This is a genomic window from Pedobacter sp. UYP30, from assembly GCF_040547165.1.
Classification (GTDB): Bacteria; Bacteroidota; Bacteroidia; order Sphingobacteriales; family Sphingobacteriaceae; genus Pedobacter.
This window is the reverse complement of the sequence record NZ_JBEPPD010000016.1, coordinates 99,100-105,099: the sequence shown is the minus strand read 5'-3', so window position 1 is coordinate 105,099 and position 6,000 is coordinate 99,100. Positions and strand designations below refer to the sequence as shown.

At 37.5% G+C, this 6,000-nt stretch carries 7 protein-coding genes; 4 read left to right on the top strand and 3 right to left on the bottom strand.

Features of this window, described 5'->3' with window-relative positions:
• The first annotated feature begins 216 nt into the window (after nucleotides 1-216).
• Nucleotides 217-528: a hypothetical protein gene (locus ABIB40_RS16125; RefSeq protein WP_354360417.1), complete on the top strand. Its 312-nt coding sequence runs from the start codon at nucleotides 217-219 to the stop codon at nucleotides 526-528.
• A 449-nt stretch (nucleotides 529-977) separates the two neighbouring features.
• Here ABIB40_RS16125 and ABIB40_RS16120 read toward each other — a convergent pair whose 3' ends face one another.
• The 3 genes from ABIB40_RS16120 to ABIB40_RS16110 form a co-directional block, all read right to left on the bottom strand.
• Nucleotides 978-1,520 (bottom strand): sulfatase family protein, encoded by a 543-nt coding sequence (locus ABIB40_RS16120; RefSeq protein ID WP_354360416.1) that lies wholly within the window; start codon nucleotides 1,518-1,520, stop codon nucleotides 978-980.
• Nucleotides 1,442-2,632 (bottom strand): sulfatase-like hydrolase/transferase, encoded by a 1,191-nt coding sequence (locus tag ABIB40_RS16115; RefSeq protein WP_354360415.1) that lies wholly within the window; start codon nucleotides 2,630-2,632, stop codon nucleotides 1,442-1,444. The genes ABIB40_RS16120 and ABIB40_RS16115 overlap by 79 nt, the downstream gene beginning before the upstream one ends.
• A 221-nt stretch (nucleotides 2,633-2,853) precedes the next feature.
• The gene (locus ABIB40_RS16110) at nucleotides 2,854-3,228 is read right to left on the bottom strand and encodes a DUF2442 domain-containing protein (RefSeq protein ID WP_502931065.1); all 375 of its coding nucleotides are present in this window, start codon (nucleotides 3,226-3,228) and stop codon (nucleotides 2,854-2,856) included.
• Nucleotides 3,229-3,738: 510 nt separating this feature from the next.
• Between ABIB40_RS16110 and ABIB40_RS16105 the strand changes: the two genes are divergently transcribed.
• The 3 genes from ABIB40_RS16105 (at nucleotide 3,739) to ABIB40_RS16095 (ending at nucleotide 5,788) form a co-directional block, all read left to right on the top strand.
• On the top strand, nucleotides 3,739-4,200 hold the full coding sequence (locus tag ABIB40_RS16105) for a VOC family protein (RefSeq protein WP_354360414.1): 462 nt from the start codon (nucleotides 3,739-3,741) through the stop codon (nucleotides 4,198-4,200).
• 39 nt (nucleotides 4,201-4,239) lie between these two features.
• The gene (locus ABIB40_RS16100; protein ID WP_354360413.1) at nucleotides 4,240-4,776 is read left to right on the top strand and encodes an ORF6N domain-containing protein; all 537 of its coding nucleotides are present in this window, start codon (nucleotides 4,240-4,242) and stop codon (nucleotides 4,774-4,776) included.
• Between the two features lie 514 nt (nucleotides 4,777-5,290).
• Nucleotides 5,291-5,788, top strand: coding sequence for a hypothetical protein (locus ABIB40_RS16095; RefSeq protein WP_354360412.1), 498 nt, complete (start codon nucleotides 5,291-5,293; stop codon nucleotides 5,786-5,788).
• Nucleotides 5,789-6,000 lie beyond the last annotated feature (212 nt).

Here is a 6,000-nt window from a genome sequence, read left to right as displayed (position 1 = left end):
GGTAACACGTGGGAGAGTAGGTCGGTGCCAGATCTTAAAAGAGGGAAGGTCCCCGTAGCGGAAACGCTACGGGGACCTTCCTGTTTATGGACTTTTTTTTATTTCTATTTGGATAACATTGGATATACAATGGATTTTATACAGGATGCCCGCCACGATATTGATGTCATCCTGGGCCTTTACGATTCGGCAGCTGTCTGCCAGAGAGAGAAAGGAATGGTCAATCGGCGGGGATTTGAGAGAAGCTTGGTGGTAAAGACGGTAGCCGAAGGTCTCCAGTGGCAGATCGTGATGGATGGGGAGATTGCCTGTGTATCCGGCCTAGCTTTAGGCGACCCATCGATTTGGGGAGAACGGGACGCCCAACCGACAGTCTATATACACCGTATCGCTACAGATGCCAAGTTTAGGGGCAACCACTTTGCAAAACATATCATCGCTTGGTGTGCCGGATATGCGTTAGGCAATGATAGGAACTATAATCAGGTCGGATACCCTTGGCGGCAACGAACAGTTGCACAAGCTTAAGTTGTGGCTTCGCCTATCTTGGGGCCGTTGGGTTAAAAGAAGTAACGGGCCTCCATCCATTACAGGAATGGGGAGTTTGGTTTGTTTGAAATAAAGCTCCGTTAATGCTTGGTTAGTGGTAGCCGGTTATGTAGGTTTGCGACAAGTTTATATTAGGCCTAATCGTTCCTATGACTAGTCGACACAACAACCGAATATATGTTATAAAAGTAGCAGATAATGAAAGTCGTTTACCAATTGCTTAACAGCGGAATTTACTGGAACATTATTATGGAGAATTGCACTTTCTCCAAAAGATAAATTGGAAAATAGTAGTGTACGGAAAAGGCAACCTAACAGCTAATGTTGTCTTATTTCTTATTGGAGCTAAATAAAGCGCTAAACTAAATAGGCAGCCAAAGTAATTTTGGCTGCCTATTTCAGTTTTTCAGAAAAGTTAACGGTTAGTGTTACTCTGCATACTTATTAAAATGATTGGCCACATTGTCTTGAAAGTCTTTTCCTTTTGGAAAAACTTGGTGGCTATTTGCCCACGTTTCCCATTTTTCGTCTAGCTTTTTAACAATGTCTTGATGCTGATGAGCCACATTCGTTCTTTCTGTTCGGTCGTCGGTAAGGTCATATAGTTCCCACGCATCCGCCAAAGCAGGTTTTACAATTTTCCAATTTTTGTATCTTACTGCGCAATGTCCCTCGTGTTCCCAATAGAAATATTCGTGAGTTTTTCCGCTGCCTTCTATAAACGTAGGCAACATGCTTATGCCTTCTGTTGGGGTAATTTTGTTCCCTTTAAAAGTGCTTGGATAAGTTGCGCCTCCTGCATCGCAAACAGTTTTCATTAAATCTATAGTGTGGAAAGGGGTTTTGTTTAGTTTGCCAACTTCTTTTTTTATACGGTCTGGCCAAAAGGCAATTAATGGAGCAGAAATTCCACCTTCGTACGTTTGGTTTTTGTATTTTTTATATATGGCGTGTTCGATACGTTGGTCCATCCCATACCGTACGATATTGGGCCATACTTTAAACCATCATTAATTTCACTCATCCTTCCGCCTCCCAATTCTTGGTAAGGTTCTGCACAGGCACCATTATCAGACATGAAAATGATTAAGGTATTGTCTAACTCGTTTCGTTTCTTTAAGGTGGCCATCAAATCGCCTATCTTCTTATCCATTCTATAAACCATGGCCGCATATACGGTCATTCGGTAGGTCACGTCTTTTTTCTGTTGGTCTGTTAGATCAACCCAATGCCGCATTTCCCGCTCGGCTAGACCCCAATCTTGTTTGGTTAATCCCATTGCCACCTGCTTTTTCATTCGCTCATATCTAACAGAATCCCAGCCTTTTTTGTAAAGGCCTTCCATCAATTTTATGTCTTCTGGCAAAGCTTGCAATGGCCAATGCGGCGCATTAAAAGCCAAGTACATAAAAAATGGTTTGGTATCTTTTTGTTCTGTGATAAACTTAATGGCATTGCCTCCAAAAGCATTTGTGGTGTAATAATTATCTGGAAAATCATACTGCATTGCACCGTTATCAGTCGTTATTCCTCTTGGTGGGAAGGGACGCAAATAGCTGGATGCGCCAGAAAGTATCCCATAATACCTATCGAAACCACGTTGTAAAGGCCATTTCTCTTTGCCATGCATGCCTACATGCCATTTTCCGGTAATGTAGGTGTGATAACCTGCTGTACGCATTACCTCTGCGATGGTTACGGTATTTGGAGTTAAAAAGCCACGGTAGCCTGGCACATGCTCATCATGTATGGTTTTATTTTCGGGGTCTTCTGCCATGTCGCCTATACCCGCTTGGTGCGGATAAAGGCCTGTTAAAAGCGAAGCTCTTGTTGGGCAGCACCTAGAATTGTTGTAAAAGTCTGTTAGCCGAACGCCCTTGTTAGCGAGCATATCTATATTTGGCGTGGGTATTTCGCCGCCGTAGCAACCAATGTCAGAAAAACCCATATCATCGGCTAATATGACTATTACATTAGGTTTTTTGGCTGTTGCCGATGTCTTGTTCTTTGCAAAAGTAGAAAATGCGATAGTTTGCAATAAAAACAACGCTGCGAGCGTAAGCTTAAAGGTTAATTTTTTCATGGTTTAGGAAATATTTTAAATGTTGGTTAGGCAGTGCAAAAAGCACAAAACTTACCACATTAAACGTTTTAGTGCAAGAGAAAAAGGAAAGAAAAACCCCTAAATCCCCACCCCTAAATCCCCACCACTAAATCCCCTAAAGGAGACTTGGATATGTTGGGTAGATAGAGACAGACGGATAAAAATACGGGTTGGGAGTGGGATTATTCTTTATGAGGCAACTAAATTTTACCTTGGTGCAAATCCCAAATTGGGAAACAAAGTTCATAGTCGTTCCAAACAATATCGCCAAACTCCAACGTAAAATTTTGAAATTCGCTCTTATCCAAGTATTTTTTGGACGTAGGGTTCTTAGCCGAATTTAAGAAAGGTTCAAAGTTGACTAACTTGTTGCTACCGTCTGAGAATTCAAAGTTTATTTGATAGTCTTTTATATAATCTGCTTTTATAATTTCTATAACCATGGTTATATTTTTAGTGATTATTTCTGTTTGGATTGGTTTGTTGTACACAAAATACGCTATCCATTTGTTAACGATTTCATTTCTGTAAGCCTCAACGAAAACCTTAAAATTTTTAATGTTCTTCGTATCCAACGGTTTTTTACCTTTTACGTCAGAAATCCGAATCTCTTTAAAAACGCCATCAATAAAGATTATTTCCGCCTTACTTTCCGTTCCTTGGTATTTTCCATGTACATGAATGGGTCATGTTCATTAGAGTAAAAAAGTATAATAAGTCTAAGTATTCATATAATTTTGGCATTAAACAAATATAATTAATAATCGTTAAAGTTTGATAAAGAATCGGCTTAGAAAAACTGTGATTCCATATTTATTGGAGATGTCGCAAATTCCTTTACCGGCAGGATGAATATTAATGCGAACTTAGCAGCTAGAATTGGCAATGGATTTGCGTCTAATATTTGATATACCAATATGTATTACTATTTTAGAACTACCATTTTGGATTCTGATAGTCTCTAAATTGATAAAACTATTTCCAGCTTTGTTTGACTTGAAAAATCTAAACTGTTGAAATAACTAATTAATCTAATGGTAAGCAGCACCCTTGCGAATTATAAATCGATGTTAAAGCATTAAACTATGAGAACGAGAACAACTATTCTTAAATTTATCTTACTGTTTTCACTTAGCGGAATTATGTTAAATACAAATGCACAAGATGCCGTAAAGGCCAACCATGTTGCACTTTATGTAAAGGATTTGGCGAAGAGCGCAGCCTTTTATAAGGATGTGATGAAGTTAAAAGAAATACCGGAGCCCTTTCATGATGGTAAGCATGTGTGGCTAAAAACCGGCCCATATACAAACCTACATTTAATACAAGGTGCAGCCGAAATTACCGAGCACGATATTAACTCGCATTTTGCATATTCGGTTGCAAGCATGGCCGATTTTACAAAACATTTAGACGCATTGCACATTAAATATGGCAACTGGAAACAAGATTCTAAAACACCGCAAGTACGGCCAGATGGCGTAAAGCAGATTTATTTACAAAATCCCGATAATATTTGGATAGAAGTTAATGATGAGAAACTTTAAAATTCGCCCTTATCAGAATATTTTTTAGCCTCTATGTTTATGCGCTCAAATCTTACAGATACATTCGCCGATAACATTGTTGTAAATAAAATTTACGAAATAAGAAGTCACAAAGTGATGCTCGATAGAGATTTGGCAGAACTTTATGGTGTAGAAACTAGGGTTCTAAATCAAGCTGTTAAAAGAAACATCGAAAGGTTTCCTGAAGATTTTATGTTTCAGTTAACTAAAGATGAGTTGGAAAATTGGAAATCACAATTTGTGACATCCAATACTATCAAAATGGGTTTAAGAAAGGCACCTAATGTTTTTACCGAACACGGTGTATTGATGCTTTCTAGCGTTCTAAATAGCCAACAAGCGATACAAGTAAATATTCAAATTGTAAGAATTTTTGTCAAATTAAGAACTCTGTTACAAGATCAATCCGATTTAAAAGTTGAAATAGCTGATATTAAACGGCACCTACAAAACCACGATAAAAACATTGAACTCGTATTTAGCTACCTAGACGAACTTATAGAAAAGAAAGCCGAACCCAGAAAACAGATTGGTTTTAAGCCCGATGATTGGTAGAATTGCAAAATATGCCACCCTTACTTTAGAACAAAATGCAAATTGCGCCAATAAATAACAGCTCAAATACAATCTAAATAATCTATTAAAAATATAAGTGTTATTTTTCGGCCATAGGGTTTTTGGTCGAATTTAAAAAAGATGCAAAATCGATTAAGTTATTGCTATCATCTGAGAATTCGAAGTCTATTTGATAGTCTATTGTATAATCTGCTTTTATAATTTCTGTAACCCTGACTTTTTTTTAGTGCTTAGTTGAAGCCACATTAATTGAGTAATTCTTACATTTGGAGTCAATCTAACTAACTCGATGAATTTAAAATTAAAAAAAATTATCGCAAGGGAATTTATTTTACTAATGATTTGTTTAGTAATAGTATTATTGACTTTTTTAATTTTAAATCTTCTAGATTCCTTTAGCCAAGCTAAGATTAGAACTCAGACTGAAAACATAAATTCGATAGAAAATAAAATTGCAACTCGTAGAAATAATCTAGAAACCCTAACGAGCAGAATGAATCATAGTAACGACCCTCTACTTAAGCTTTATAGAAATGTAACGAATAAGAGAATTGATGTTGGTAGTTTCGATAACTTTAAGAAATCGATGGCAAAAAAGGATATTAGGCAACTGATATACAAAGGCATGGTGGACGGTTACGGTAATGCAGTAAAAAAATATATAGGAAAAGATTTTGATGCATTTAATAATATCTACGATCTAACCAATTATAAACCTACAGCCAATTTTACTAATCTTTATAAGAAGTACACCCAAGAGAAAAAGGAAATTGAAATGCTTAATCGCCAATTGGCCTCCTTTACTCAAAAAACCACTTCCTCATTAGATGAGTCAAAAATTATAATTTGGGAAATATTCATCCTTTTAACCGCTATTTATCTGGTTAGGTATTTATATTACGGTGTGAAATGGAGTAAATATTTTAAAGGAAAACTATTAAGATTTAGTGGTACGCAACTGAAGATTAAATACCTCTGCAGCGTAGTGTAATTTTACAAATTAACTTTCTTGCACAAACCCAAGTTCCTAAACCCGATGTCAGCGGCAGCCCGCCAAGCGCAGGGGTTTGTGGGTGGAGCGGCTACAGTGAACAGCGGGGCTGTTCTTACCGAAGAATTTCTGCAATGACGTTTCCCCTAAATCCCCCACCCCTAAATCCCCTAAAGGGGACTTTGGATATTTTGCTTAAAAGCCCCTTTAGG